This window comes from Achromobacter sp. UBA4530, assembly GCF_002388205.1.
Lineage (GTDB): Bacteria > Pseudomonadota > Gammaproteobacteria > Burkholderiales > Burkholderiaceae_B > Achromobacter > Achromobacter animicus.
This window is the reverse complement of sequence record NZ_DGMA01000002.1, coordinates 178950-204587: the sequence shown is the minus strand read 5'-3', so window position 1 is coordinate 204587 and position 25638 is coordinate 178950. Positions and strand designations below refer to the sequence as shown.

Sequence of the window (25638 nt, the reverse complement as noted above, 5' to 3'; positions counted from 1 at the left end):
TCATGAGTCAGAACTACGTCAATCCCGATCAGATCCGCGCCTGGTTTTCGCGCGCCATGTCCGACATGTACAAGCAGGAAGTCCCGCTGTACGACACGCTGCTGGACCTGGTGGCGCAGGTGAACGCCCGGACGATGGACGAGCAGCCGGAACTGGCCGCGCATCTGGCGCGCACCGGCGAGATCGAGCGCCTGGACATCGAGCGCCATGGCGCCATCCGCGTCGGTACGCCGGAAGAACTGGCCAACATGCGCCGCGTGTTTGCCGTGATGGGCATGCTGCCCGTCGGCTACTACGACCTGTCGCCCGCCGGCGTGCCGGTGCATTCGACGGCTTTCCGCGCCACGCATGAAGCGGCCCTGCAGGCCAGCCCGTTCCGCGTCTTCACCTCGCTGCTGCGCCTGGAGCTGATCGACGACGTGGCCCTGCGCGAAAAGGCCGCCCGCATCCTGGCCGCCCGGCAGATCTTCACGGACCGCGTTCTGGCGCTGACCGCCAGCTGTGAGGCGCAAGGCGGCCTGAATGAGGCCGACGCCCGGGAATTCGTGGCCGAGGCGCTGCACACTTTCCGCTGGCACAGCGAGTCCACGGTCAGCCTGGCCGACTACCGCGAATTGCATGGCCAGCATCGCCTGATCGCCGACGTGGTGGCATTCAAGGGGCCGCACATCAACCACCTGACCCCGCGCACGCTGGACATCGACGAAGCGCAGGCCGAGATGCCGCGCCGCGGCGTGTCGGCCAAGGCCGTCATCGAAGGCCCGCCGCCGCGAAAGTGCCCGATCCTGCTGCGCCAGACCAGCTTCAAGGCGCTGGAGGAACCGGTGCGCTTCGCCGGCGCGGATGGCTCCAGCGCGGTGGGCAGCCACACCGCCCGCTTCGGCGAGATCGAGCAGCGCGGTGTGGCGCTGACCCGCAAGGGCCGCGCGCTGTACGACCAACTGCTGGACCTGGCCCGCAGCCGCATCAGCGGCGCGCCCAACGAGGGCAATGCGGCGGCTTACATGCAGAACCTGCAGGATTGCTTTGCGGCGTTTCCGGACGATTACGCGGCGCTGCACGACCAGGGGCTGGCGTACTTCCGCTATTTCCTGACCGGCAAGCCGGGCACGCCGGAAACCTCGGATCTGTCCGCCCTGATCGATGCGGGCTACGTCCAGTTTGAACCGCTGGTGTACGAAGACTTCCTGCCGGTCAGCGCAGCCGGCATCTTTCAGTCGAACCTGGGCGACAAGGCGCAGGCCGAGTACGCGCAAAACGCCAGCCAGGCCGCGTTTGAAGCGGCGCTTGGCGCGCCAGTGATGGACGAACTGGCGCTGTACGACGCCACGCAGGCGCGATCGCTCGCGGCGTGCCTGCAGGCGCTGGGCGTGGAGGCGGTGGCGGCCTGAAGATGTCCGGGCTGAATGGGCCGCAACCCGCCGCCTTGCAGATAAAGCGGGACGGCTTTCCCGCTTTCCAAATTACGTGATAGAATGCTCGACTTTCCAGCAGGGTTCGCCTTGTTGGGTTGGTCAAGCCGACGTGGTGAAATTGGTAGACACGCTATCTTGAGGGGGTAGTGGCGAAAGCTGTGCGAGTTCGAGTCTCGCCGTCGGCACCAAGAAATTCCTCGCAATGAACCCGCATTTCTCTTTTGGAGGATGCGGGTTTTTTGTTTGTCGGTCCCTTCGGTGGACGGTCCCTTCCATGGTGGGTCCGCAAGCCAACTGTGGCTATTCGCCCGGATCCGCTGGAAAACAGATTTCCAGATACCGGAACAAAGGACAGATGGGCCTCGGATCCCCCGTGAACCGCGCGATCTCAGGGGAAACCCCATCCGGTCGCGTATCGCCGCTGCGCTTGTGCCGTCGCCGCCTCGCGACTAACATGTCGCAAGCCAACTATCAAGCCAACATTGCAATCTGTCGCTCGTGCCCCGAGATTGCGCAAAATTCTTCAATGCTTTCCTGCACCTTCGAATCCCCGAGCCGACATCGGCATGACCGACCGCATCCTCATGCCGGGGCTTCCCGGCATTTGCCGAGGCCGCGTCCGTGCTGAACGTGTCGGTCCGGCAAAAGACCGCCAATCTGAAGACGACACCCTGGAAGGGCCTGCAAGTCATTCCGCGGCGGGCGCTCGCCCCGTCGGAATCGGCCAGTCCGTTCGAAATCCTGGATTTGAAGCCGCTGAACATCGCCGCGGCGGGCAGCGAGCGGGACGTGTATCTGCATCCGGCCGACAACTCGTTGCTGATCAAGATCGTCAATGGCGTGCGCCGCAGCCAGGCCGACCGCAAACGTCCCTGGTACAAGCGTTTCCGGCGTGATGCCTCGCATCGCGTGTTCATCATGGAAGCCGTTGAATACATCGCCACCACGGCCCAGCAAGGCGCGCGGGGAGGCAATGTGCTGATGGCGCGCATCTTCGGTTTGGTGTTGACCTCGAAGGGCTTGGGCCAGGTGGTCGAGCGCATCGTCGATGCGCATGGCAACCTGGCGCCCACGCTGAAGGAAGTCGTGGCGCGGCACGGGTTCTCGCCGGAACTGCGCTATCGCGTGCACGAATTCATCATGGCGCTGATCGACGCGCATGTGGTGTTCAACGATGTCAGCGCCAGCAACATCGTCGTGGGTTTCAATGCCGAAGGGCGCGAAGGCCTTTATCTGGTGGACGGGTACGGCTCCAAGCAGCTCATTCCCGTCTATTCGTGGAGCAAGTCGCTGAACGGCCGGCGCATTCTGCGCCGTTACGACACGATGACCAAGAAGCTCCTGGCCGCTAGCGAACGCCGGCGCTAGGCGTTTACCTCGTTAGCCCAGATTTGACGCCTGTCCTTGGGGGCAGGTGTCCGCCGCTTTTGTCTCTAACGACTTGAAATTCTTCGCTGCCTATTCAACAGGGCAGGAAGTAAGAATTTCGGGCGCGAGTTTCTGGATATCACTTCCTGATAGCGCCGGCAGCGCCTCCGCCTTGATGTTGCGCTTGATGACTTGTAGCGCACAGGTGCAATAGCCGGAGTTTCCGCTACTCGCCGCAACACAGTTCTTTTCGAAGTTGCGATCAAACTCAGATTGCCGCGAACAGCTTGTTAACATCGCAAGCGTCAGAAACATAAAAATACATTGAAGAAAATTTTTGTGACGCATTGTTAGTCTTATCCTTATAATTTCAAACTGTCCCGAATTAAAACACGGGGTCGTCCATGCCCGCGTGACGGAGATTGGGGGCTGTTCGTCCAGATTGTGGGCGATATAAAGCAGACAAGTAACAAAATATGCTAGGCGTTAAATTACGTAGCGAAAATATTGACCAGTTTGATGTGTTGGGCGAACGCGGACAGGCCATTCACCTTGTCGCCAGCCAAATCCTGACTGTGTTGAAAGGCAAGCGTCCCGATCTGCTCGCCAATTTCGCCGTGCCGCAGCCTAGCGAAAATGGCACTCGCATTGATTGGTACGCGCCTAATCCGGGAGCCGTGATCGCCTGGAACGCGGCGACCAAAACAGAGCAGTCGAGCGCATTGGCAAGGCTCGAATCGGTACGGGCTGGCGTGGCGCAGTTGCGGGAAACCGTGCAAGCGAAGGGGAGCAGCAACGATGCTGCCTTGCTGGGTCAACTGCTGAAATGGATCCTGCACCACCCGGATAACAGCTTTGTGTTCCTCGTGGACGGCCAGCCCGTCATCACGTTCTGGGGCTTCGTGCACAGCGGTGCGGATCGATCCCTCGATCCTCTTCACGCCTTGCGGCCATCCGCTTTCGCGGAATCGGTCCCGCAGGCGCCACTCCTGGAAACTGCAACCCGTCCCTCCTTGTCCTCGCCGGGGCTGCCTCAGGTTGGCGCGTCCTCACCTTGGTGGAAGCGGTGGTGGATATGGCCGCTCTTGCTTCTTGCATTGTTGGCTTTGTTGTTTGGTTTGCGTGCGTGCATGCCGGGTCTCGCGCCGAGCTCATCCTTGCCGGTCGACACGGCGCCGCGCGACGTTGGGGGGTCACAAACCCTTCCGGAGCTGCCTAAGCCGCCTGGTGTCACACATTGGACCGCGCCCGCAGCGAATGGCAATGGTGCAAGCAGTGGCTTGCCCGCCACTTCGGGCAGCGCTGTGTCGGGCGAGAAACTGCCTGTTCCCGGCCTGAATACTCCCGCTGAATCTGCATCTGCCCTTGCCGGAGCAGACCAAGTCGCGCCTGCGACGCCGCCTTTGGCCGCGAATGACGCCAATTCTTCCGCGCCGGGCGCCTCGGACAATTCCTCCGGCCAGCGCGATGTCGTGCCGCCGTCGCCGGCAGAAAACAAGGACGCCCTGCAGATTCCGGTTGACGCGGGCGAGGGCAATGCCGACTTCCTCAACGGTAACTGGCGCGCCGGCGCGGGAATTCAAGACCGCGATACCGGCCAGCCCCTGCGTCTGCTCTACCAGTTCAAGAACGGGGAAGGGAACGTCACCCTCAATCGTCACAACGGCGTGCAGTGCTCCGCGCCTGTCAGTGCCGCCATGAGCAAGGGCTCGTTGATGATCAACAACAGCGTCGAGGCACAGTGTAGCGATGGAGGCACCTACGAAATGCCCCAGATCCAGTGCCAGCCCGGCGCGACAAGTATCGCGTCGTGCGCCGGCCATTATGGGGACACTCGATTCCCCATCTCCATGCGTCGCGCCCAACCCTAATCGTTGAGAGAACCTGCCATGTTGCCCCCAGTTGATACCTACGACGCCGACAAAGATAACGTTGAGCTTTTCGGAAATACGGGCGTCCAGTTCCTCGACCTGGCGTGCGCCCTGCCTGATCTCAAACGAGAGCCGGAGGGTGAGTTCTGCATGCATCCATCTGGCAGGATGCCGATCAGGCTGTATGTGCCTGACGACGGCAAGCCAGGCTACGAAGACAGGCCGGGCAACTTCTTCGAGACGAGGGCCGCCTTTTCCCTGCCGCTACAGGAAAGCCTGGAGTTGTTTGACGGCTACTGGTTGCCTGCTCCTTTCTTTCGCTACAAATCAGACAGCCAATTCGATCGGGGTCCGAAGAACTGGGCGCGCCTGCGCTTCGTCAAGCTCGCTGAAGCTGACGCCAATGGCAATACGCACCGTCTAACCCTGGCGTTCGACACTCGCACGCGTGCGCGCGACGACGCCCGCGATTACATCGAGCCCTACGACGAAGACATGGAGACGGGCGCCTTGTTTCGTCTTGCCTTCAACCTCCACGAAATGCAGTGGTTCCTTGACGAACAGGAATGGGTCGTCAAGTGGCTTGAAAGTATCTTCCGCGAGCGCCGGGACGACCTCGAAAACCGGGAAATTGAAAAGGCGCTCGCAAAGAAAGAGCACATTGCCCACTACTTGAACCTGCTCAGCCTGATGCGCGAGGGCGCGCCCACCACACGCTCCAACAAGGAGCTGAAGGACAAGGTCAAGATCAAGTTGCCGCGCATCAAGGTGCTGAACATGGTTGCGCCCGGTAGCAATGGCCGCAAGGTGATTCGAGGGGGAAGCGTGCCGGTCGACCTGGTGCTGGACGTGGGCAATTCGCGCACCTGCGGCATCCTGATCGAGGAACACAAGCAGAACGACAACGGCTTGAACGACTACAGCTTCCTGACCTTGCGCGACATGACACGGCCGGAGCATGTCTACCATCATCCGTTCGAGTCGCGCGTTGAGTTCGCACCGGTCAGCTTCGGCAAGGATGACCTTTCTCTGCAAGGCGGACGCGACGACGCGTTTGTCTGGGTCTCGATGGCGCGGGTCGGCACCGAAGCGACGAACCTGGCCGCGCGCAAGGAAGGCACGGAAGGGTCCACCGGACTGTCCAGCCCCAAGCGTTACCTCTGGGATGCCGAGGATGCCTACGAGACTGGCTGGCGGCCCAATGCTTCAACGATCAAGGGCGAAGCGCCTGAATGGGCGACGCTCGGGCCTTTGAAGAACCTGATCGACGAGAAGGGCATTCCTTTGTATGGACCGTGCCCGCTTTACGAAGGCGAGGAAACTTCAGGCTTTCCCGCGTTTGAGGCCCACTACACGCGCAGTGCGTTGATGGGCTTCATGTTGAACGAAGTGTTCGCGCAGGCGGTGTCGCAGATCAATAGCTGGTTGTATCGTTCGCGCAAGAAAGATCGGACCCTGCCTCGCTTCCTGCGTGCCATCATCCTGACCGTCCCCCCCAGCATGCCGCAGGTGGAGCGTGGCATCTTCAAGCAGCACGCGCAACGCGCACTCAGCTTGCTCTGGAAGAGCATGGGCTGGCACACCGGCGATGGCGACCCCGTCGAGGACAGCGAGGATGAGAAGCACGACCTGTTCGTCATTCCCTTGCCCAAGATCGTCATCAAATGGGACGAAGCGACCTGCGGTCAATTGGTTTACCTGTACACGGAGGTCGTCACCAACTTCAACGGCTATGCCGAGGAGTTCTTCGATGCGATCGCGCGGCGCGAGAAGCCGGATCGTGAATGCATCACCGTGGCCTCCCTGGATATCGGCGGCGGCACGACCGACCTTGTCATCACCGACTACAAGCTGGACCGCGGCGCGCGGCAATCGGCCAACAGCTTCGTCCCGATCACCCCCACGCAGCGCTTTCGCGATGGTTTCAAGGTGGCGGGAGACGACATCGTCCTGGAGGTCATCCGCAAGTACGTGCTTCCCCAGCTGGAAACCGCGCTCAAGGAGGCGGGCGCCCGGGAAACGGCGAGCCTCATGGACATCCTGTGCGGAAGCACGGGCGACGACGAGCGCCAGCGCCTTCTGCGCCAGCAGCTCACGTTGCAGTGCCTCTATCCCTTGGCGCTCGTACTGCTCAAGGAGTACGAAGGCTATGACCCGGAGAAGCCGGCCGAGCGCAAGGAACAGACCATTGGCGATTGGCTGCACGATAAGCAGCCGCTTAGCAGTGCGGTGCGAGGATTCGTGGGCAAGGCGCTCAATGAAGCCGCCGGGCAGCCGGTCGAGTTTGACCTGGACGCGGTGGTCCTGACGTGCGACCCGCTCAAGATGCACTTTGACTTCCTGACCGACAACCTCGATATCTGCAATACCTTGCGGAACCTTTGCGAGATCGTCAATTACTTCGAGTGCGACGTGTTGTTGCTGACCGGCAGGCCGTCTGTCCTGCCGGGCGTGCAGGCCGTGATCCGCAAGGCCGTGCCGTTGCCGCCGGGGCGGCTGGTTTCCATGCACAACTACCGCACTGGCGACTGGTTCCCGTTCCGCAAGGCCGGACGCATCGACGATCCCAAGACCACGGCATCGGTAGGCGCCATGGTGATCTGGCTGTGCGAGAACAATCGCATTCCGACCTTCAAGATCAATACCGGCACGCTACGACCGAAACCCCTGATCCGCCATTTCGGCGAGATCGGCAACGACAACATGCTCAAGCACGGCAACGTGCTGTTTGCCGACATCCATACGCGGCAGTCCGATGACGGCAAGACGTCCATGGACCAGAGCATCGAGTTGCCCCTGGGGCCGGACGGCGACGTCATTCCGTTCAAGATGGAAAACACTGCGCGGCTGGGCTACCGGCAGCTCAAGGCGGAACGTTGGCCGGCGACGCCCATGTATGTCCTGGGCTTCGACCGGGAGTGGGAGCAGGAATACAAGCGCATGCAGGAAGCCAATCCGAACAGGACCCATGCCTCGGGCCGCGTGTATTTCAAGGTCGCCAAGCCCACCGAGCAGGAGCGCAAGGCGGGCTTGATCAGCGATCGGCTGCTGGTCGCCAAGACCGCACCCCTGACGGACGACGCGCGAGGCAAGCCGGAGGTGAGGCTGCAACTGAACACGCAGCTCCGGATCGGGAAGGCGAATTTCTACTGGCTGGATAGCGGTAGCGTGAAAGGTTGATTCAGGATTGATTGCGACATGAGCGAATCTCAGGAAAAAATTGCGAACCAATGGCGTGCGATTCATCGCGGCGCGGGCCGTGCAATTGCATGGATAGACGCCGTGCGCGGCAACTCCAAGCGGCTCGACGACAAGGCCGATGCCTTGATCCACGGGTTGCGCCGGACCAGCAACAAGGCGCGCAGTCTCGAGCGTGCGGCGGGTCACCCCATGGCCATCGGGTTCTTCGGCTTGTCCCAGGCGGGAAAGTCGTATCTGATTTCCACCCTGGCGGCGAGCGAAGACGGCCGCCTGGAAACGGAGTACGGCGGTCAACGCGTCGACTTCTTGACGTCGGTGAATCCTTCCGGCGGCGGTAGCGAGGCGACAGGACTGGTGACCAGGTTCACGCGGACCAAACCTGCCATCCAGGATGCGGCCTATCCCATCGAAGTGCGCCTCTTCCGGGAAATCGATCTCGCCAAAATTCTGGCCAACGCATGGTTCAAGGACTTCGACCAAGGAAAGGTCGAATACAAGATCAATGGCAATGGCATCAAGTCCATCCTTGAGCGGTTCGCCGATCGGGTATCGCATGAGCCTCAGCCCGGCGTAAGCGCTGACGACGTCGTGTCCCTGTGGGACTATGTGTCCGATTCGTTCGGCAACCACGTCCAAGCGCTGGAAGGCGACCTTAAAAGCGGCTATTGGCCGCAGGCCGTCGCTCTGGCGCCTCGGTTGTCTCCCGCCGACCGCGCGGAGTTCTTCTCTCTGTTGTGGGGCGAGGAAAGGGAGCTGACGAAGGTTTACGCGCAAATGGCCGAAAGCCTTCGCGCCATCGGCAATGCCGACGTCGCGCATATTCCGCTCGATGCCGTGCAGGATCACAGCGACGGTCCTCCCAGCATCATGAACGTCACGATGCTGGACCAGATCGGCGGCGGCGACGGCGCAACCATCAAAGTGCGCGCGGTGAAGGGGGGGGCATTGGGCGAGCCGGTCAGCATTCGGCGCTCGAATCTGGCTGCCCTGACGACGGAGCTGGTTTTTCCGCTGGTGAACCCGCCGCGGGAACGCAGCCTGGAAACGGTCGACCTGCTGGATTTTCCCGGCTACCGGGGCCGATACGACAAGGCCCGTTTGAGCGAAATTCCGAACAATCCGGTAGGCGAGCTGCTGCGTCGTGGCAAGGTGGCCTACCTGTTCGAGCTGTACACCGAAAATCAGGAAATGAACGGCCTGGTGCTTTGCACGCCAGCGCACAAGCAGCCCGAAACGAGCGCGGTAGTGCCCGTGCTCGATCGGTGGGTCAGGCGAACGCAAGGCGATTCGGGCCGTGATCGCGCCGAAAAGTCGGGCTTGTTGTGGGCCGTGACCATGTTCAACGCTCGCGTCACGGACATGCTGCAGAAGGAAGACAAGTGGCACCAGGAGTGGAAGGGCTTGAACGACATTGCGTTCAAGATCTATGAAAGCCTCGACTTCATGCGTGACTGGAAGGGCGGAAAGCCGTTCAGCAACACGTTCCTCGTGCGCACGCCTTCCTACTCGGACTTCACGACCAAAGACGGCCATCGGGAAGTCGCCGTGTCTCCTGAGAAGCGGGATGCACTGAGCCGGATGCGTGAGAGCTTCATCAACGCCGATGCGCTGCGCAGCAGGTTCCCGCAGGCGGGCGAGGCGTGGGACGCCATGATGCAGCTTGACGACGGCGGCATGGGACGCATGGCAGGCGCCATCGCGCAGATCAGCGACATCGGGTTCAAGCTCGATCGGCTGCGTTCCCAGGTCGAGGACGCGCACCACACGATCGCCGATGTTGGCGTGGGCCTGTTTTACCGTGAAGGCAGCGATGTCGAAGCGGCACGAAAGAAAAAGCGGGAACTGGCTGACAAGGTCGCGCCCGTCTTGCGTGGCATCGCCGAGAACCCCAAGGCCTATTTCATCCTGTCGGAATTGATGCACGCCCTGGAGATTCCGAGCGAAGCACTCCGCAACCTGTATCTGAACGGCGCGGACGTGCCGCAGGCGCGGCAGGTTCAGGCCGAGGCGAAAGCGGCGCCCGCGAGCACGGGAGACGATCTGTTTGCCAGCCTGCTGGACAGCGGCAGTGGTGGCGGCGATGATGCGCCAGCCAGCGCCGCTGCGGATGTGCTCGTTGATACCTACGAACACTGGTTCGCCGATTCGGCGTTCAAGCTGTGGCTCAACCATCTGAGCGAGATTCCCGCCCGAACGCGCCAGCACGCGATGCTCAAGAACATTCCGCAGGATGTTCTGGAGATTGTCGTCGAAGAGCTGCGCAACGCCGCCTATCGGGACAATGCCAACGGCCATAACCTGCCCAAGCAGATGCTGCTCAGCCTGCTCGCGCGCTCGGACAGCGCTTCCAAGCGCGATCAGATGGTCATGAGCCAGGTGCTGCGCGTGCAAATGGTGCTGCGCGACTTCATTGCGTGGCTGGGTTACCCCGGCATGAACGACGACGACAAGCCTGCCAGCGCGTCGGTGGCCAACGGCAAGGTCTTTGCAAAGACCACATCGCTTGACGCCGCCACCGGCCTGCCCGACCTGCCCGAGAAGAACGAAATGGGTAAGGGGCGCGAGTTCTTGAAGGACTGGGTTGCTTGCTTGACCGACATGATCGTCAAGAACGCAGGCTACACGGCCGGGCAGGAAATCAGCGATGAACAGAACGAGGCGCTGGGCGCCATCATTGCGGACATCAGGAAAGGTTGATAAATGGCTGTTTTTATTTCTTTGAATCCGCTGCCGAGCCGGCGCGCGGGTTACGCCGAACTGCAGATCGAAGGATGGAGCGGCGACGCCGTCGAAGTCGAGCTGAGCGTCCGGCGCAACTCATCGCCGGCGCACCTGGATGCACAAGGGACGTGGGGCGGCGAACAACAGTGGCTGCGCTTTGGCCATGGTCAGGCGCGAGACGGCCGGCTGGTGATCGAGATCGGCCCTGCGATCGTGGACGCGATGCTTGAGGCCAAGCGCAATTCCCAGTTCCAGATCGAAACGCGCAAACCTGACGGTAGCGTGGCGCGCTATCCGGTACGTCCCATTCCGAATGATGTAACGCCGTCGACCGCGGCGGGCGAAGCGCCCGCGCAGGCCGAAGTTGTCAATGTCGCGGCCGCCCCGCAGCCAACGCCGTCCGAGCCGGTCGTCCTGCCGCCCACAGTCGAGCCAGCCGAGCCGATGGGCCAGCCTGAACCTGCGCCGCCCGAAGCGCGTAAATCCAAGCCGGTGGTTGCCATCGTCGCTGCCGTGCTGGCGCTTCTGGTGGCGGCCGGTCTGGCCGTCTGGTTCTTCCTCAAGAAGGGCGACATGCCCGCGCCAGCGCCGAAGGCGGACGTTCCGGCGGCCGCGCCGGCCGCTTCTGCAGCCGCTTGCTCGAAAGACAGCTTGGGTACTGCATCCGAAATGGTCTTCGTGCAGGACTGCGTGCGGGACGTCAAGGATCCCGTCGCGATGTTGTCGATCATTCAGGCCGCGCGGGACGCTGGCAAGTGCTCGATCGCCCAGCGGCTCTATGCGAATCGCGCGCAGGCCGGTGACGCTCAGATAGCCCTGGCTTATGCAGGGGAGTATGACCCCGCGAGCTACAAGGAAAACGCCTGCTTCAAGGCGGATGCCGCGACCGCTGCGTACTGGTACCAAGCGGTGCTGGAAAAGGATAAGGACAACGCGCAAGCGCAAGCGCGCCTCAAGGAGCTGCCGAAATGAGGAAGATCTTTCTGGCGATCGGCCTGATCGGCATGTCCTTCGCGGTACACGCCGCACCGCCGCTGTTGCAGGAAGGCAAGAAGACGCTTTACCAGCGCGTGCTGACCACGCCAGGTTGCCAGCTGCACGAGACCCCCGACGGAAAACCCGGTGCGGTCCAAGCCACCTTCAGCCGCTTCTACGTTTATGCGGATCAGGAAGTTGGAGGCAAACGCTGGGCGCAAGTGGGACCAGATTCATTTGGCAAGACGCTGGGCTGGCTTGACCGAGCCTGCACGGTGGACTGGAAGATGCAGATGTCGCTGGCCTTCACCAACCCCGCTGGCCGGGATCGAACCTTGTTCTTCAAGGACCGCTCGGCACTCGATTCGGTGCTCAACGCAATCGACCCTGTCGAGAAGATCGCTCCCGCGCGACAGCAACTCAAAACGTCGGGCAAGGCTCCGGGCGTGGTGGCGCAGGAGCCTGAGCTGTTCGTCGATATGACCAAGAACTTCTATCTGCTGCCCATTCTTGGCGGCGAAGAGGTGATGACGGAACAGAACATGCGCGTGCGCGTGCTGAACGTGGCGTCCGTCAGTGCGGCGGACCCCGGGGCCGCGGCCAATGGGAGCCCGGACCAATCGACCGAGCAGGAACGCACGAAGCAGATCAAGGAATTCAGTTCGGCGGTGGTCTTTGTCATCGATTCCACTATTTCCATGGATCCGTACATTGAGCGAACGCGCGAGGCGATTCGCAAGGTCTATGCAAAGGTCGAGGCCGAGAAACTGGACGACAAGGTCAAGTTCGGCCTGGTGGCCTTCCGCTCCAGCACCAAGGCCGTGCCGGGTCTGGAGTACGTGAGCAAGATCTACGCGGATCCGAACAATATCAAGGACGGCGCGGATTTCATGGCCAAGGTGGCCGAATTGAGGCAGGCCAAGGTCTCCAGCAGCCTGTTTGATGAAGATTCGTACGCAGGTGTCATGGACGCCATCAACAGCATCGATTGGCGTCCGTATGGCGCGCGATATGTCGTCCTGATCACCGACGCCGGCGCGATCGATGGCGGCGACAAGTTGTCCTCCACGGGCATGAGCGCCAGCCAAGTCCGCCTGGAGGCGGCCAAGCCTGGCGTTGCCATCTACACGCTGCACCTGAAGACGCCTTCGGGTTCCAAGAACCACGCAGCTGCCGAGGCGCAGTATCGCAACCTGTCGACGTACGGCAACAGCAACTTGTCCCTGTACTACCCGGTGAATGCGGGAGATGTGAACGAATTCGGCAAGAAGGTGGATGCCTTGTCGGAGGCGATTACGCAGCAGGTGAAGTCGGCCTATCAAGGCGAGGATGCTGTCGGCAGCGCCGCCAACGCCACGGACCCGGGCAAGAAGCCGGCCAACGCTGACGAAAAGATGCTGCAGGATGCGGATCTTATTGGCAATGCGATGAAGCTGGCTTATCTCGGTGAACGCATCGGCGCCAAGGCCCCTCCGGTGTTCGAGGCATGGATCAGCGATCGCGATCTGATCAAGCAGACCGTACCGACGACCGACGTGCGCGTGTTGTTGACGAAAGGGCAATTGAGCGACCTGAACGACATCATGAAGACGATCGTGGACGCGGCGAATCAGGGCTTGATTTCGCCGACCGACATGTTCAACCAATTGCGCAATGTCGCTGCCACGATGGGCGCGGATCCCAATCAATTGCAGAAGTCCGACAAGAAGCTGGCGGAAATGGGATTCATGGCGGAGTACCTGGAGGGACTGCCCTACCAGAGCGAGGTCCTGAATCTTGACGAGGCGACCTGGAAGAGCTGGGACGGCTTGGCCCAAGAAAAGTTCATCCGCAATTTGTCCATCAAGCTTCGGCACTACCAGGTCTACAACGCCGATGTCGATCGCTGGGTATCGCTTGCGCCAGACAGTGATCCACGTGATTTCGTCTACCCGGTGCCTCTGGAAATGATGCCCTGAGCGGTCGGATGATGCTGGCTATTGACGATTTGCGGTTGCAGCGAGGGCGGGGCGATTCCACCTACGAGGTTCGGCTTCCGCGGTTACGCCTCGCGCGCGGCGAGGTGATGGCGGTCGTGGGAGGCAGCGGATGCGGAAAGAGCACGCTGCTGGAAGGTATCGGCCTGCTCTTGTCACCCGTGCAGATTCAAACTTACACCCTTGGCGACCAGCGTGACGTGGCCGCGTTGATGATGCGCGATGACGAGTCTGCGCTGGCGGCCGTGCGTGCGTCCAGGATCGGCTTCGTGCTGCAGACCGGCGGGCTGTTGCCTTACCTGACGGTGCTGGAAAACATCCTTCTGCCGCGCCAGCTTCTTGGTCTGCCCGCGCACAGTTCGCGCGTCCGTCATGCAATCGAATTGCTCGCCCTTGACGGCTTGCTTGATAAGCGGCCATCCCAATTGTCCATTGGCGAGCGGCAGCGCGTTGCGGTGGTGCGGGCACTTTCGCACGACCCGGATGTGCTGTTGGCCGATGAGCCCACGTCTGCGCTGGATCCGGATAACGCGCGCAAGCTCTTTCAGCTTTTCCTCGATCTGGCGCGCGACGAAAGCATGGCTACGCTGGTCGTCTCGCACGATTGGGACCTGGTCCGTCAGTTTGGGCTGCCTTGCTTGACGGCGGAGTTGGAGCCAGGCTTGAGCGTGTTCGGTCTGCGCGAGGCATTTTGATGCGCACCTGGCAGATATCTCGGCTGGCAATCAGAGACCTTTGGCATGACCGATTGGTGTCGCTCTGCATGATCGCTACGCTCGTGGCGGTGATCGCGCCACTGTTGCTCCTATTCGGGCTGAAGCATGGGGTTGTGAGCGCCATGCAGGACGAGTTGATGCGTGACCCGCGCAATCTGGAAATCCGTATGCTCACCAGCGGCAGCTATGACCAGGCGTGGATTGACGAACTAGCTGGCCAGTCCGGTGTCGGCTTCACGGTGGGTATGACGCGTTCCCTGAATACACAGGCGGACTTCATCCGTAGCGCCTCGAACTTCCTGGAGAATGTGGAAGTCCTGCCCACTGCCCCTGGCGATCCGCTGATGAGCGGCGTGGACGTTCTCGCCTTGCCGCATTTCGGCGTGATCTTCAGCGCACAAGCCGCGCAGCGCTTGAAAGCCGTTTCAGGAGATGTACTGCGCATGCAGATCGCGCGTCGCCTGAACGGCATGGATCAGCGCGCCGTGGTCGAACTCACCGTCCTCGCCGTGCTGCCGGGTCCAGCCTACGAGCGTGCCGCCGCATTTGTGCAACCCGCCCTGTTGCGAGACATGGAGTGGTACCGCGACGGCTACGCCGTCGCCGCCTTGGGCGCTGCGGACGGCAATGACGTGGAAGCCGCGAAGGTGCGTTTCGCGCGTGCTCGCATGTATGCGAAGGACCTGGACGCCGTGGAAGGCCTGGAGAAGCGCTTGAACGACCGCCGCATCGAAACCAGCAGCCGCCTGGCCGACATACGCAACGTCAAGGCCATCAACCATCTTCTGACGACCGTGTTCAGTGTGATTTCCATCACCGCGGTTGCAGGGTGCGTGGCGGCCTTGGTGGGGGCGTTCCTGGCCAGTGTCCGGCGCAAGCGGCGCGACATCTCGACGCTGCGCCTGCTGGGACTGGGTAGCCGGGACGTCGCCGTCCTGCTTGCGATGCAAGCAATCGCTTTGACCGTCGTGGCGATGGGCGCAGGTCTCGCCATTTACTTCACGGGAAGCGCGGTGTTCAACGACATGTTGGGCGGCGTCCGGGAGGCTGGCCAATTCGCCTGCCAGATCACGCCGCTGCATGGCGGCATGGCGTTCATGCTTGCCCTAGGCGTAGCGCTGCTGGCGTCGATGATCGGCGCGGCCAGCGCCAAACGAATTCAACCCGCGGAGAGTTTGCGTGAAATTTGAACTGCTGGGCCGTTGCGCCGCACTTGTCCTGCTGGCGTGGCCCTCAAGCCAAGCGGCGCTTGCCGCGGATGCGCCGGCGTCACCCTCGAAGTGGGATGCGCGTTTCTATAACCCCAAGCCGGAAGCTGGCGACATTGAATTGCCGCTGCCGTGCAATGGCGCCATCGTCTTCCGAAAAATCGTCGTCCCGGTGGGGGGGCCGCTGGCCGACCTGCCCATTCAGGTGGGCCAGGAAGGGGGAGCCTACTCTTTTGTCGAAAAGAGCAGGCCGGCGTACATCGCAGGCGGCTTCACCGAAATCTCGGCAGACAAGAAGTCGCGATCCAGCTATTACCTGATGGCCAAGTATGAGCTGACCACCAGCCAGTATCTCGCTCTGGCGACGCTGGCCAACGGCGATTCGACCAAGTGTCCGGATCCACAGGCTGGCGATGGCCGGTTCCCCATTACAGGGGCGAACTGGTTCGACGCGATGCGGACTGCCCATCTTTACAACATTTGGCTGCGGCAGCATGCCAAGGGGTTGCTACCTCAGGAAGACAAGATCTCCGGCTTCGTGCGCCTGCCCACCGAGGTCGAATGGGAGTTTGCCGCCCGGGGCGGCATCAACGTCAATGCCGCGGAGTTCGCTGAACCGCGTTATCCCATGCGCGACGGGAAGATCACGGAGTATGAATGGTTCGGCGGCACGCAGTCGTCGAACAGCAAGATCAACCGGATTGGCGTGCTTCTTCCGAACCCGCTGGGACTGCACGACATGCTGGGCAACGTGTCAGAGATGACGCTTGATGCATTCCGGCTCAACAAGTTCGATCGCCAGAACGGCTCGGCCGGCAGTTTCGTCATTCGCGGTTCAGACTTCATGCAGCCGGAGTCGGAGCTTCGTGCCGCGCTGCGGCGCGAGGGGAATCTCTACGACGAGGACGGCGAGATCAAGGACAAGACGGTGGGCCTGCGATGGGTGATCGCATCGCGCGAGATGACCAGCGCGAACCACGTCAAGGCGCTTGAAGAAAGCTACAGCAAGCTGGGAGACGGCCATGTTTCTTCGGACGCGACCAAAAAGGGCGCTTCGGCAGTCAAGGAATTGAACGCGTTGGCAGGCACTGTCACGGATAAGAAACTGAAGGATCAACTGGCTGGCTTGGAAGGCAAGCTGCGCGCAAGCAACCAGCAACAGGAAGAGGCGCGTGACCAGGCAATTCGCGCGAGTCTTAACCTCGGCGCGTTTCTGTGCACCAAGCTCAAGGATGACGGCGAGCACCGCAATCTGCTGCGCAGTGTCTACAAGTCCAATTGCGAGGACGGCAATTCCGACGCCACTTGCGAACGCCGCAAGAAACTGCTTACCAGCCACGAGAGCCGGGTCGAGGGCGTCACACAGTACTACGCCAGCAGCCTTGTCGACGCGGCCACCCTGTACGGCGCCAACAACCTGACCAAGCAGGTGCCGGTCCTGGACAAGATGTTCGAGCAGAACAAGCAGCTTAACGGGTTGCGGCCCTACTTGACGACATATTGGTCGCAACAGAAGGCATACCTGAGCAATAAGAAGATCGACCGCTCGGCGTGGCTGGATTCGTGCATGGCAGTCAACAAATAACAATCAAGGAGTTCTCATGGCTTTATCCGCAAGGAAGTGGAATCGCATTCCGGTCGTTCTCATGATGGTCTGTTCTTTGGCGATTAGTGGGTGCGCCAGCACGGGCAGCTCCTTCCTCAACAATGGCGTGAAGCCCGACCCGCGTCTGACGCAGGGCAGTGATGCCAAGTTTTTCAGCCAGTCTGGTCTGCAGGCCTGCATGATGGGCGCAGCTGCGGGATTGGCGGTAGGGTTGCTGGCCGGAGGCAAGAACAAGGCAACGGCTGCCGTCGTCGGCGCCGTTGCGGCCTGCGGCGTGGGAATGGGCGCAAATTACTATCTGGACGTCCGCCGCAGTCAGTATAAGAACACCTCGGATCAGCTCAAGGCGATGGGCGACGACATCAAGACCGATACGCAAAAAGTCCAGGACCGCAGCAACTCCATCGTGGCAGTGATGGCCGACGACAAGAAGAAGCTTGTCCAGTTGCAAGCCGAGATTGCGACCAAGTCCGCAGACCAGACCGCCGCTCGAAAAGATCTTGCGCAGATCGACGCCAACATCGGCCTCATCAAGAGCGACATCGATCGGATGAAGGGCGTCGCAGATCAATACCGGCAGGCTGGCGAGCAAACTGGCGGCAGCGCGAAGGACACCAAGGAAATGCAAAAGGAATTGGCCGTGCTCGAGAACAAGATTGCGAAGCTCAACAAAGAGGCGGATAGCTACTTTGCCTTGCGCGGCGCCATCGATCTCGGGGAGCAAAAGGCATGAAGCGCTTGATGACGCGAGTTGCGCAGCTTGCTCCGATCGTGGCGCTGTTCGTTCTGGCCGGTTGCGCAACGACGGCAGCCGATTGTGATCCATCGAACACGAACGCCGGTTTCATCACCAAAATGAACTGCGACGTGGGCGGAGGCTATGGCAAACACGTGGCACAGCGCGAAGACGACATACGGGCGGCTCAAGCCGAAAATGCGCAAGCCAGGCAGGTGCTAGCCGATCTGGAGGCGCAGCGGGCGTCAATTGGCAAGTCCTTGGCGGAAAAGACCAAGGCGCGTGACGCGCTGTCAGCATCGGTCCAGAAGTTGCTGGATCAGGCGCGGGCCAAGTCCAAGAACAGCGAGGAGCTCAAGCGGCAACTGGCACAGTCGGAACGGGCACTGAAGACGCCCATCAACGTCAATGTTTCGGATGCCGCCCTGGAAGCGCAGATCAAGGCCAAGCAGGCCGAAGTGCTCAGGCTGCAAAAGAGCATGGGCCTCGTTCCTTGACGCCTCCGTAAGCCCAAACTTCGAGACTATCCATGCAACGCTTCTTGCGGGACCCGCGAGGGAACGTGTCGGAGGCGTCGCTGTCCGGCACCTACGGCGAGCTGATCGAGTTGATCCGCAAGCATTTCGCGCCGGGCGTGGCGGCGACGTACGCCGTGCCCCGGATTGGCGCGGACGGGGTGCTCGAGTGGTGGACTTCCCAGCAGGGGGCGGTGACGCAGTATGCCGCCCTGTCTGAGGACGCCCAGCAGGCGCTGCTTCGCGCCTATGATGCGCATGTCGCCACCCTTGGTGGCCTGGCAGAGGCCATGCGAGCGCGCGGGATGGAGCACCAGGCGCAGCAGATAGAGGCGCTGCGGGTTCCGCCCGATCTGGACAAGCTGTATGGCGTGGACGGGCGCCTGCTGATTCGCCTGCAGGATGCGGCGCCCACGCTTCCGGCTGCGGGCGGCGCGCCGGCGCCGTCCTTCGCTCTCTGGCGCTGGCTTGCGGTGGGAGGGGCGCTGTTGCTCGCGCTGCTCCTGGCTGGCGCATGGTGGTGGTACCGGCAGCCGGCATCTCCGAGCGGCCCAGCTTTGCCTGCACTCAGCCCTGAGCCCAAAGCAGAGCCGGATCGCACGCCGGAATGGCCCACGGAACTGGTGTTCGTGCTGGAAACGGCAGCGCGTATGAAGGCAGCGCCGGAAAAGATCGGCGGGCCTGAACGCCGGGTCATTGGCCACGATGAGATTCGACGGATCGTCGACCGATTGCCGGACGTCACCGATACGCGTCTCGTCACGTTCCCAGCAATGCAGTGTGGAATGCCACACAGTCAGGGCGCTTTCCCATCGGCGAACCGAGCGGAACTCCTGCAGGCTCTGAAATCCACGCAGAACGAGGGCAAGGCGGCGTTGGCCGACGGATTGAAGATCGCGGCAGCGACCGTCGATGGCGTCAAGCGCGATGCCCTGATATTCCTGTTCCTGGCCGGCGCGGACGAATGCGGCCAGGATATCTGTGCAACGGCTGTGCAGCTCTCCCGGGACAAGCCGCGGCTGCGGATCAACATCGTGGACTTGAGCGGTACGCACGCGGTGGCGGCCTGCCTCTCCGATCAGTCACGCGTGGGCTCGTACGCCTGGACGAGGTCCAAGCCAGATGGAAAAGGAGTGGATCTGTCACGAGAGGCGTCCAGGATGCTCTCGCCCGCAACGGATTCAGCTGGGTCATCCCAAGGCGCCGCTTCAGCCAAGTAAGCAGTTGGCGCGGCGCCACGTCATTACGCCCCCTTCAACCGCTCCGGCACATCCTCCATATCGCTGCACACGGCCAGCACCTCGGCCGGCTTTCTGCTCAGCGACAGATAAACGTGGCCGATGCTGCTGTCGAAGTACGCCGATTCCAGCCGGTTCAGCACGACGCTGTCGCCGTTTTCGAACTGGATGCGGACCTTGCCCGACAGGACCACGACGAACTCCTGGCCCGGGTGGCGGATATAGTCTTCAAACTCCACGACCTTGCGCGAATCGATCATGGCGACCATCGGCAGCATCTTCTTGCCGGGGTATTCGCCCATCAGCAGGCGGTAGTGATAGTTCTCGGTGATGTAGTCGCGGGCGTCGCTGAGCCGGTTCTTGACGAAGGTGGGGGCGACCGCGGCCTGCGCGGCGTCGCGCAGCATGAACATGCGGGTCATGTCGATGTCGAGCGCGCGGGCCAGCGCGGCGAATTTTTCGTAACTGAGGGCGATCTGGCCGAGTTCGGCCTTCGATAGCGTCGACACCGCGATGCCGCTGGCCTTGGATAGTGCCTGCAAGGTCATCTTCCTGGCCTTGCGCTCGGCGCGCAGGCGGGCGCCCATTTCTTCCTTGCCCACGATTTCGGGCGGGGATGTGTTGCCGGTTGGGGCCATGTAGCGGTCTGGCTTATAGGGTTGAGGGCAGGGGCAGGGCCCGCAAGCCCCGCCGCGTGTAGCCGGATTGTACGGGGTGGGCCGGGTCAGGCGGGAGGCTGGGCGCCGGTGCGTTCGACGATCATCCGGTAGTGCTCGGGCCGGCGGTGGGCGGCGAAGTTGAAGATGTTGGCGCGGTAGTGATCCGACACCGACAGGTCGCAGACGAAGTTGATGACTTCGTCCTCCTCGGAGAACGTGCGCACCATGATTTCGCCGGTGGGCGCGACGATGCAGGATCCGCCGATCATGGGGTTGCCTTCCTCGACGCCGGCCTTGGCGGCGGCAGCCACCCAGCAGGCGTTCTGGTAGGCGCCGGCCTGCAGCGACAGCAGGTGGTGGTGCATGCGCAGGTGGATCGGCTCGTTCCATTGCACGTAGCCGGAGGGCGTGTTGTACCCGGCCATGACGACCTCCACGCCTTGCAGTCCCATGACGCGGAACGTCTCGGGCCAGCGCCGGTCGTTGCAGATGCACATGCCGATGGCGGCGTCCGGGGTCTGCCAGACGGTAAACCCCAGGTCGCCGACCGCGAAATACTTCTTCTCCAGGTGCTGCAGGGGCGCTCCGTCGACGGCCTGCGCGTCGCCGGGGATATGGATCTTGCGGTACTTGCCCACGATCTGCCCGTCGCGCCCGACCAGGATGCTGGTGTTGTACTGCACGCCGTCCGCCAGCTCGGCGTAGCCCAGATAGAAGCCGACGCCCTTGTCGCGCGCCGCGTCGAACAGGGGGCGGGTCAGGGGGCCCGGCATTTCGGTTTCGAAGAACGCCTGCACCTCGGCGGGATCGTCGATGGACCAGCGCGGAAAGAACGTGGTCAGCGCCAGCTCCGGAAACGTCACCCACGCCGCGCCGCGGCTGTGGGCGTCTTCCAGCAGGTCGATCAGCCGGCGAACGACCTGGACCCGGGTGTCGCTGCGCTGGACGGGGCCCAGCTGCGCGACGGCAAGGTGGAGCTTGCGGGCGGTCATGCGGCGCTCCCGGCGTTGCCCGGAGCGGCGATCCCAACGGCGCTCCGCGCCAGGACGCGGCCGGCGTGCTGCCCGGTGAAGGCCTGGTCCTCCCACACGGGCGCGCCATTCACGTAGACCGAGTGAATGCCGGCCGCGCGTTCGGTGGGGCGTTCGAAGGTGGCGGCGTCGGCCACCGTGGCCGGATCGAAGACCACGAGGTCGGCAAAGTAGCCTGGCTGCACCTGCCCGCGTTCGGCCAGGCCGAACTTGGCGGCGGTCAGGCCGGTCATTTTCCAGACCGCGGTTTCCAGCGGGAAGAGGCCCAGGTCGCGGGAGTAATGGCCCAGCACGCGCGGGAAGGTGCCCCACAGGCGCGGGTGCGGACGCTCATCGTGGGGAAGGCCATCCGAGCCGATCATGGTGGGGCCGAACTTCAAAATGCGCTGCACGTCGGGCTCGTCCATCATGAAGTAGATGGCGCCGGCCGGTTGCAGCTCGGGCACCACGTCGAATTTGGACTTGCCGCGCTCGGCGGCGACCTCGTCCAGGTCGCGCCCGCTGAGTTCGGGAAGAGGCTTGCACCAGGTGATGATGGTGCGGCCTGCCAGCAGCACGCGGTCCTGCTTGAGCATGGTGGAGCCGGCTACATAGGGATAGGCGTCCAGCGAGACGTCCTGCTTGGCCATCGCGGCCTCGATCAGCGGCAGGGTCTCCGCGGAGCGGCCGAAGTTGGGCTGGCCCATGACCTTGTGGTGCGAGATCACGACCGGCACGTCCAGTTCGCGGCCGATGCGGAAGGTCTCTTCCAGCGCCGCCACAATGTGTTCGCCCTCGTCGCGCATGTGGGTGGCGTAGATGCCGCCGTGCGTGTTGAGCGGGCGGCAGACTTCGATGATTTCTTCGGTGGTGGCCTGGGCGGCTGGCGGGTAGAACGTGCCGGTGGAGATGCCGATGGCGCCGCTGGCCAGCGCGTCGTCGGCCAGCGTCTGCATGGCCTGCACTTCATCCGGCGTGGCGGCGCGCTGCAGGTCGGGCATGACGGCCGCGCGCAGCGTGGAGTGGCCGACCATGCAGGCGGCGTTCACGGCGGCGGGCGTGGCACGCAGGGCGTCCAGGTAATCGGAGAAACGTTCGAAGCGATACGAGCCGCCTTCGTCCAGCAGGTCCAGCGGCGCGGGCGGGCTGGCATGTGCGTGGGCCAGCGGCGCCAGGCTGATGCCGCAGTTGCCCGTGACGACGGTGGTGACGCCCTGCGAGATCTTGGGCGTCATGTCCCGGCGCTTGAGCAGGTAGTTGTCGTCGTGGGTGTGCGAGTCGATGAAGCCGGGCGCCACCACTTTGCCCGTCACGTCGATGCGGCGTTGCGCGGCGCTGCCGGACAGGTCGCCCACGGCGGCAATGCGGTCGCCGCGCACGCCCACGTCGGCGCGCTGGCCGGGGGCGTTGGTGCCGTCGATGACGGTGCCGCCGGCGAGGATGTAGTCAAACGGGGTGGCGTCGGGCTGGGACATTCGGTTCTCCGGCTGGATGGATCAGGCAATGCGGGGATCAGGCAAAGTGGCAGGCGACCTGCTGTTCGGCAGCGACCTGGCGGGGCTGGGGCGTTTCTTCGGCGCAGCGCGGCTGCGCCATCGGACAGCGGGTGCGGAACGCGCAGCCGGATGGAGGCGACAGCGGGCTGGGGATTTCCCCCTTCAGGACCTCGACCGGATTGCGCTCTCCCTGGCGCGCGGACGGCACGGCGGCCAGCAGCGCGCGGGTGTACGGATGCGCCGGGCGGTCAAAGATCGCGTCGCGCGTGCCGATCTCGACGATCTTGCCCAGGTACATCACGGCCACGCGGTGGCTGATGTGGCGCACGACGCTCAGATCGTGCGAGATGAACACGTAGGTCAGGCCCAGGTCGCGCTGCAGGTCCATCAGCAGGTTGATGACCTGCGCCTGCACCGACACGTCCAGCGCTGACACCGGCTCGTCGCACACGATGAGGCCAGGGTCCAGCGCGAGGGCGCGCGCGATCACGATGCGCTGGCGCTGGCCACCCGAGAATTCGTGCGGATACTTGTCGGCCGCATCGGGCCGCAGGCTGACGCGCGCCAGCAACTGCGCCACGCGTTCGCGGATGGCCTCGCGGTCATGGCCGAAATTGCGCAGCGGCTCACCGATGATGTCGCGCACACGCATGCGCGGGTTCATCGACGAAAACGGATCCTGAAAGATGAACTGCATGCGGCGGCGCATGGCGCGCAACTGGCCGCTGTTCATCTTGGCGAGGTCCTCGCCTTCGAGCAGGATGCGGCCCTCGGTGGGGTCGGTCAGACGGATCAGGCACTTGCCGGTGGTGGACTTGCCGCAGCCGGACTCGCCGACCAGGCTGAGCGTCTGGCCGCGCGGCACCGATAGCGAGATGCCGTCGACGGCGCGCAGCACCTTGGCGCCGCGCCCGCTGTCCACAGGAAAGTGCTTCTTCAAGCCGATGACTTCCAGCATGGGCACCGCGGTGGCCGCGGGCGCGGAAGACGCGAGGGGAATGTCGTGCAGATTCATGGCGGATCTCATGCGTCTCAGGCAGTCAGGGCGGCGGGCGCGGGGGCGTCCTGGCGCGCCCAGCACCAGACGCGGTGGCGCGCGCCGGCGTCGGTGGCGGACGGCGCTTCCTCGGTGCAGCGCGGCAGGGCCTCGGGGCAACGCGCGGCAAAGGCGCAGCCGCGCGACACGGGCGTCCTGACGGGGACGATGCCGGGCAGCTCGGCAAGCCGGGCAGTGTGGTCCTGGCCGTCGACGAAGTCGGGCAGCGAACGGATCAGCGCCTGGGTGTACGGATGCTGCGGGCGGTCCAGCACGTCGTCCACGCTGCCTTCCTCGACCTTGCGGCCGGCATACATGACGATGACGCGCTGGCACATCTGCGCGACCACGCCCAGGTCGTGCGTGATCAGCACGATGGCCGTGCCAAGCCGCGCCTGGATGTCGCGCAACAGGTGCAGGATCTGCGCCTGGATGGTGACGTCCAGCGCCGTGGTGGGTTCGTCAGCGATCAGCACCTTGGGCTGACAGGCCAGCGCCATGGCGATCATGGCGCGCTGGCGCATGCCGCCCGAGAGCTGGTAGGGATACTCGCGCACGCGGCGCGCGGGGTCGGAGATCTGCACCAGGTCCAGCAACGCCTCGGCCTGCACCAGCGCCTCTTTGCGCGACAGGCCCTGGTGCAGCATGAGCGATTCACTGATCTGCTTGCCCACCGTGATGACGGGATTCAGTGACGTCATGGGCTCCTGGAAGATCATCGAGATCTGGTTGCCGCGGATGGCGCGCATCGATTTTTCCGGCAGCGCCAGGAGGTCGCGGCCGTCGAATTCGATGCTGCCGCCCGCGACGCGGCCAGGGGCGCGCAAGAGCCGCATGATGGACAGGGACGTGACGCTCTTGCCGCAGCCCGATTCGCCGACCAGACCCAGCGTTTCGCCGGGCAGGAGGTCGAACGATAGCTTGTCGACGGCCAGCACGGTGGTGTCGTCGCCGTCGAAACAGGTGGTGAGGTCTTGCACGCGCAGGACGGGTTGGGTTTGCATGTGCGCTCCTACAGCTTCTTGGCCAGACGGGGATCGAGCATGTCGCGCAGCCCGTCGCCGACCAGGTTGACGGCCAGCACGGCCACGCCCAGGAAGAGGCCCGGATACAGGATGATGTGGAACGCCACGGCCACGAAGTTGCGGCCTTCGGCCATGATGTTTCCCCAGCTCGGAATGTGCGGCGGGATGCCCACGCCCAGGAAGCTGAGCACCGCTTCGGTCAGGATGGCCGAGGCCGCGATGAACGTGGCTTGCACCATCAGCGGCGCGAAGAGGTTGGGCAGGATGTGGCGCAGCAGGATCGACGGCACGCGCGTGCCGACCGAGACGGCGGCCTCGATGTACGGCTGTTCGCGGATGGTCAGGACCAGCGCGCGCACCAGGCGCACGACGCGCGGCACTTCGGGCACGACGATGGCGATGATGACGGTGCCCAGCCCGCCCTTCAGCGTGGCCATCAGCGCAATGGCCAGCAGCACGCCGGGAATGGCCATCAGGCCGTCCATGATGCGCATGATGACGGCGTCGATGCGGCGGAAGTAACCCGCCATCATGCCCAGCACCACGCCGGCCACGGTGGAGACGACCGCCACCACGATGCCGACCAGCAGCGAGATGCGGGCGCCCCAGACGGTGCGCGAATAGACGTCGCGGCCCAGCGCATCGGTGCCGAACAGATGCTCGGCCGACGGGGGCTTCATGCGCGCCATGGGATTGATGTCTTGCGGATCGACGGTGGCCAGCCACGGCGCGGCCAGCGCGATGGCGGCCAGCACCAGCAGGATGGCGCCGCCGGCATACAGCATGGGATGGCGGCGCACGGATCGGAAGGCGCGCTGCAGGCGCGGGCGCGCGGCGGGAAGCGGCAGGGTGGTCGTGTTCATGCG

20 protein-coding genes and 1 tRNA gene are annotated in these 25638 nt (G+C 63.2%); 14 read left to right on the top strand and 7 right to left on the bottom strand.

Annotation, left to right across the window (positions count from 1 at the left end; all coding sequences use genetic code 11):
- Nucleotides 1–2 precede the first annotated feature (2 nt).
- The 3 genes from hglS (at nucleotide 3) to B2W22_RS01500 (ending at nucleotide 2783) form a co-directional block, all read left to right on the top strand.
- Nucleotides 3–1391, top strand: coding sequence for a 2-oxoadipate dioxygenase/decarboxylase HglS (hglS, locus tag B2W22_RS01510; RefSeq protein ID WP_175123092.1), 1389 nt, complete (start codon nucleotides 3–5; stop codon nucleotides 1389–1391).
- 127 nt (nucleotides 1392–1518) lie between these two features.
- Nucleotides 1519–1603 (top strand) — tRNA-Leu (locus B2W22_RS01505).
- 433 nt (nucleotides 1604–2036) lie between these two features.
- A complete protein-coding gene (locus tag B2W22_RS01500; protein ID WP_254594159.1) occupies nucleotides 2037–2783 on the top strand; it encodes a YrbL family protein in 747 nt (248 codons plus the stop codon).
- A 90-nt stretch (nucleotides 2784–2873) separates the two neighbouring features.
- Here the strand turns inward: B2W22_RS01500 and B2W22_RS01495 are convergent, their stop codons facing one another.
- Complete coding sequence (locus tag B2W22_RS01495; protein ID WP_175123091.1) at nucleotides 2874–3131, bottom strand: hypothetical protein; 258 nt, start codon at nucleotides 3129–3131, stop codon at nucleotides 2874–2876.
- 128 nt (nucleotides 3132–3259) lie between these two features.
- Here B2W22_RS01495 and B2W22_RS01490 point away from each other — a divergent pair, with 128 nt between their 5' ends.
- The 11 genes from B2W22_RS01490 to B2W22_RS01440 are packed head-to-tail and all read left to right on the top strand — an operon-like array spanning nucleotide 3260 to nucleotide 19528.
- Nucleotides 3260–4654, top strand: coding sequence for an SrfA family protein (locus B2W22_RS01490; protein ID WP_175123090.1), 1395 nt, complete (start codon nucleotides 3260–3262; stop codon nucleotides 4652–4654).
- 18 nt (nucleotides 4655–4672) lie between these two features.
- Nucleotides 4673–7834 carry a virulence factor SrfB gene (locus tag B2W22_RS01485; protein WP_286935990.1) on the top strand — a complete coding sequence of 1054 codons (3162 nt, stop codon included), beginning with the start codon at nucleotides 4673–4675 and terminating at the stop codon, nucleotides 7832–7834.
- 18 nt (nucleotides 7835–7852) lie between these two features.
- Entirely contained in the window at nucleotides 7853–10552 is a 2700-nt protein-coding gene (locus tag B2W22_RS01480) for a virulence factor SrfC family protein (RefSeq protein ID WP_286935989.1), read from the top strand.
- Nucleotides 10553–10555: 3 nt separating this feature from the next.
- On the top strand, nucleotides 10556–11548 hold the full coding sequence (locus tag B2W22_RS01475) for a hypothetical protein (protein WP_175123087.1): 993 nt from the start codon (nucleotides 10556–10558) through the stop codon (nucleotides 11546–11548).
- Nucleotides 11545–13509, top strand: coding sequence for a vWA domain-containing protein (locus tag B2W22_RS01470; RefSeq protein WP_286935988.1), 1965 nt, complete (start codon nucleotides 11545–11547; stop codon nucleotides 13507–13509). The genes B2W22_RS01475 and B2W22_RS01470 overlap by 4 nt, the downstream gene beginning before the upstream one ends.
- 8 nt (nucleotides 13510–13517) lie before the next feature.
- Nucleotides 13518–14222 carry an ABC transporter ATP-binding protein gene (locus tag B2W22_RS01465; RefSeq protein WP_254594161.1) on the top strand — a complete coding sequence of 235 codons (705 nt, stop codon included), beginning with the start codon at nucleotides 13518–13520 and terminating at the stop codon, nucleotides 14220–14222.
- Complete coding sequence (locus B2W22_RS01460) at nucleotides 14222–15433, top strand: ABC transporter permease (protein WP_286935986.1); 1212 nt, start codon at nucleotides 14222–14224, stop codon at nucleotides 15431–15433. The genes B2W22_RS01465 and B2W22_RS01460 overlap by 1 nt, the downstream gene beginning before the upstream one ends.
- Nucleotides 15423–17036 carry a formylglycine-generating enzyme family protein gene (locus B2W22_RS01455; RefSeq protein ID WP_217467844.1) on the top strand — a complete coding sequence of 538 codons (1614 nt, stop codon included), beginning with the start codon at nucleotides 15423–15425 and terminating at the stop codon, nucleotides 17034–17036. Before B2W22_RS01460 ends, B2W22_RS01455 begins: the two co-directional genes overlap by 11 nt.
- Nucleotides 17037–17052: 16 nt before the next feature.
- Entirely contained in the window at nucleotides 17053–17790 is a 738-nt protein-coding gene (locus B2W22_RS01450) for a hypothetical protein (RefSeq protein WP_175123085.1), read from the top strand.
- Nucleotides 17787–18290 carry a hypothetical protein gene (locus tag B2W22_RS01445; protein ID WP_286935985.1) on the top strand — a complete coding sequence of 168 codons (504 nt, stop codon included), beginning with the start codon at nucleotides 17787–17789 and terminating at the stop codon, nucleotides 18288–18290. The genes B2W22_RS01450 and B2W22_RS01445 overlap by 4 nt, the downstream gene beginning before the upstream one ends.
- Before the next feature lie 32 nt (nucleotides 18291–18322).
- Nucleotides 18323–19528: a hypothetical protein gene (locus B2W22_RS01440; RefSeq protein ID WP_286935984.1), complete on the top strand. Its 1206-nt coding sequence runs from the start codon at nucleotides 18323–18325 to the stop codon at nucleotides 19526–19528.
- 23 nt (nucleotides 19529–19551) lie between these two features.
- Here the strand turns inward: B2W22_RS01440 and B2W22_RS01435 are convergent, their stop codons facing one another.
- The 6 genes from B2W22_RS01435 to B2W22_RS01410 all read right to left on the bottom strand — a co-directional run bounded on the left by B2W22_RS01435 (nucleotide 19552) and on the right by B2W22_RS01410 (nucleotide 25635).
- Entirely contained in the window at nucleotides 19552–20184 is a 633-nt protein-coding gene (locus B2W22_RS01435; RefSeq protein WP_063954138.1) for a helix-turn-helix domain-containing protein, read from the bottom strand.
- An 86-nt stretch (nucleotides 20185–20270) separates the two neighbouring features.
- On the bottom strand, nucleotides 20271–21197 hold the full coding sequence (locus B2W22_RS01430) for an N-carbamoyl-D-amino-acid hydrolase (protein ID WP_286935983.1): 927 nt from the start codon (nucleotides 21195–21197) through the stop codon (nucleotides 20271–20273).
- The gene (locus B2W22_RS01425; protein ID WP_286935982.1) at nucleotides 21194–22690 is read right to left on the bottom strand and encodes an N-acyl-D-amino-acid deacylase family protein; all 1497 of its coding nucleotides are present in this window, start codon (nucleotides 22688–22690) and stop codon (nucleotides 21194–21196) included. The genes B2W22_RS01430 and B2W22_RS01425 overlap by 4 nt, the downstream gene beginning before the upstream one ends.
- Before the next feature lie 37 nt (nucleotides 22691–22727).
- A complete protein-coding gene (locus B2W22_RS01420) occupies nucleotides 22728–23726 on the bottom strand; it encodes an ABC transporter ATP-binding protein (protein WP_286935981.1) in 999 nt (332 codons plus the stop codon).
- Between the two features lie 17 nt (nucleotides 23727–23743).
- Complete coding sequence (locus B2W22_RS01415; protein ID WP_175137261.1) at nucleotides 23744–24751, bottom strand: ABC transporter ATP-binding protein; 1008 nt, start codon at nucleotides 24749–24751, stop codon at nucleotides 23744–23746.
- Nucleotides 24752–24759: 8 nt separating this feature from the next.
- Nucleotides 24760–25635: an ABC transporter permease gene (locus B2W22_RS01410; RefSeq protein WP_175137262.1), complete on the bottom strand. Its 876-nt coding sequence runs from the start codon at nucleotides 25633–25635 to the stop codon at nucleotides 24760–24762.
- Nucleotides 25636–25638: the final 3 nt, after the last annotated feature.

Excerpts from the sequence above, each read along its gene's own strand:
- B2W22_RS01420 (WP_286935981.1), bottom strand. The coding sequence starts at position 23,726 with ATGAATCTGCACGACATTCCCCTCGCGTCTTCCGCGCCCGCGGCCACC.
- B2W22_RS01445 (WP_286935985.1), top strand. The coding sequence starts at position 17,787 with ATGAAGCGCTTGATGACGCGAGTTGCGCAGCTTGCTCCGATCGTGGCG.
- B2W22_RS01495 (WP_175123091.1), bottom strand. The coding sequence starts at position 3,131 with ATGCGTCACAAAAATTTTCTTCAATGTATTTTTATGTTTCTGACGCTT.
- B2W22_RS01475 (WP_175123087.1), top strand. The coding sequence starts at position 10,556 with ATGGCTGTTTTTATTTCTTTGAATCCGCTGCCGAGCCGGCGCGCGGGT.
- B2W22_RS01470 (WP_286935988.1), top strand. The coding sequence starts at position 11,545 with ATGAGGAAGATCTTTCTGGCGATCGGCCTGATCGGCATGTCCTTCGCG.
- B2W22_RS01465 (WP_254594161.1), top strand. The coding sequence starts at position 13,518 with ATGATGCTGGCTATTGACGATTTGCGGTTGCAGCGAGGGCGGGGCGAT.
- B2W22_RS01460 (WP_286935986.1), top strand. The coding sequence starts at position 14,222 with ATGCGCACCTGGCAGATATCTCGGCTGGCAATCAGAGACCTTTGGCAT.
- B2W22_RS01425 (WP_286935982.1), bottom strand. The coding sequence starts at position 22,690 with ATGTCCCAGCCCGACGCCACCCCGTTTGACTACATCCTCGCCGGCGGC.
- B2W22_RS01435 (WP_063954138.1), bottom strand. The coding sequence starts at position 20,184 with ATGGCCCCAACCGGCAACACATCCCCGCCCGAAATCGTGGGCAAGGAA.
- B2W22_RS01485 (WP_286935990.1), top strand. The coding sequence starts at position 4,673 with ATGTTGCCCCCAGTTGATACCTACGACGCCGACAAAGATAACGTTGAG.
- B2W22_RS01415 (WP_175137261.1), bottom strand. The coding sequence starts at position 24,751 with ATGCAAACCCAACCCGTCCTGCGCGTGCAAGACCTCACCACCTGTTTC.
- B2W22_RS01440 (WP_286935984.1), top strand. The coding sequence starts at position 18,323 with ATGCAACGCTTCTTGCGGGACCCGCGAGGGAACGTGTCGGAGGCGTCG.
- B2W22_RS01480 (WP_286935989.1), top strand. The coding sequence starts at position 7,853 with ATGAGCGAATCTCAGGAAAAAATTGCGAACCAATGGCGTGCGATTCAT.
- B2W22_RS01490 (WP_175123090.1), top strand. The coding sequence starts at position 3,260 with ATGCTAGGCGTTAAATTACGTAGCGAAAATATTGACCAGTTTGATGTG.
- B2W22_RS01450 (WP_175123085.1), top strand. The coding sequence starts at position 17,053 with ATGGCTTTATCCGCAAGGAAGTGGAATCGCATTCCGGTCGTTCTCATG.
- hglS (WP_175123092.1), top strand. The coding sequence starts at position 3 with ATGAGTCAGAACTACGTCAATCCCGATCAGATCCGCGCCTGGTTTTCG.
- B2W22_RS01410 (WP_175137262.1), bottom strand. The coding sequence starts at position 25,635 with ATGAACACGACCACCCTGCCGCTTCCCGCCGCGCGCCCGCGCCTGCAG.
- B2W22_RS01430 (WP_286935983.1), bottom strand. The coding sequence starts at position 21,197 with ATGACCGCCCGCAAGCTCCACCTTGCCGTCGCGCAGCTGGGCCCCGTC.